Genomic DNA, 932 nt, shown 5'->3' on the forward strand with positions numbered 1-932 from the left:
AGGCGGTCGTAGGCGGCGTCCTCGTGCTCGATGTTGACCGCCATGTCCGGGTCGACCTCGGCCAGCGCCCTGAGGAACTCCGTCCACCAGTCCACGTCGTGGCCCACGCCCACGGCCACGAACCGCCACGCCGGGTTCTGCGGCCAGGCGGTGCACCAGGAGCCGTAGCCGGTGGGGACCTTGTCCGGGGCGTCGGCGGGCACCCGGGTGAACGAGGTGTCGAGCACGCCGCGGATGTCCACCCCGGGCGTGATGGCCGCGTCCTTGGCGGCGGCGTGGAAGACCAGCGGGCCGAGGTCGCGGATGCAGGCGACGACGTCCATGCCCTGCCACATCAGGTGCGAGGGGTCCATCTCGGCGCCGACGTTGGTCGCGCCGGTCAGCTCGACCAGCCGGCGCAGGGTGACCGGGGAGAACACCAGGTTGTGCGGGTGCATCTCGATGGCGACCCGGACGTCGTTGGTGCGGGCGAGGGCGTCGATCTCGGTCCAGAACCCGGCCGCGACGCCCCACTGGTAGTCCAGGACGTCCAGGTAGACGCCGTCCCACGGGTTGACGACCCAGGATGGGTATCTCGCGTCGGGGTCCGAGCCGGGTGTGCCCGACATCGTCACGACGTGGCGCACCCCGAGCAGTCCGGCGAGCTCGATGGTGCGGCGGAGGTCGTCGGCGTGCTTGGGGCCGACCCCGGGGAGGGGGTTGAGCGGGTTGCCGTTGCAGTTCAGCCCGGTCAGCTCCATCCCGCGGGAGGAGAACGTCTCCAGGTAGTCGCGCCGGGCCTGCTCGGAGGAGAGCAGCAGGTCGACGTGGCAGTGCGGGGAGGGGATGAAGCCGCCGGTGTTGACCTCGACGGAGGTCAGGCCGTTGGCCTGCAGCACGTCGAGGGCCTCGGCCAGCGGGCGGTCGTGCAGGCAGGCGGTGTAGGCGCCCAG

Annotated in this window: 1 protein-coding gene; it reads right to left on the reverse strand. The window is 71.7% G+C overall.

What is annotated here, in order from left to right:
* Nucleotides 1–932 (reverse strand): sugar phosphate isomerase/epimerase family protein (locus ABQ292_RS26575; RefSeq protein ID WP_369210699.1); only part of this gene is annotated, 932 nt, incomplete at both ends.

Source organism: Geodermatophilus maliterrae, from assembly GCF_041018925.1.
Taxonomy (GTDB): domain Bacteria; phylum Actinomycetota; class Actinomycetes; order Mycobacteriales; family Geodermatophilaceae; genus Geodermatophilus; species Geodermatophilus maliterrae.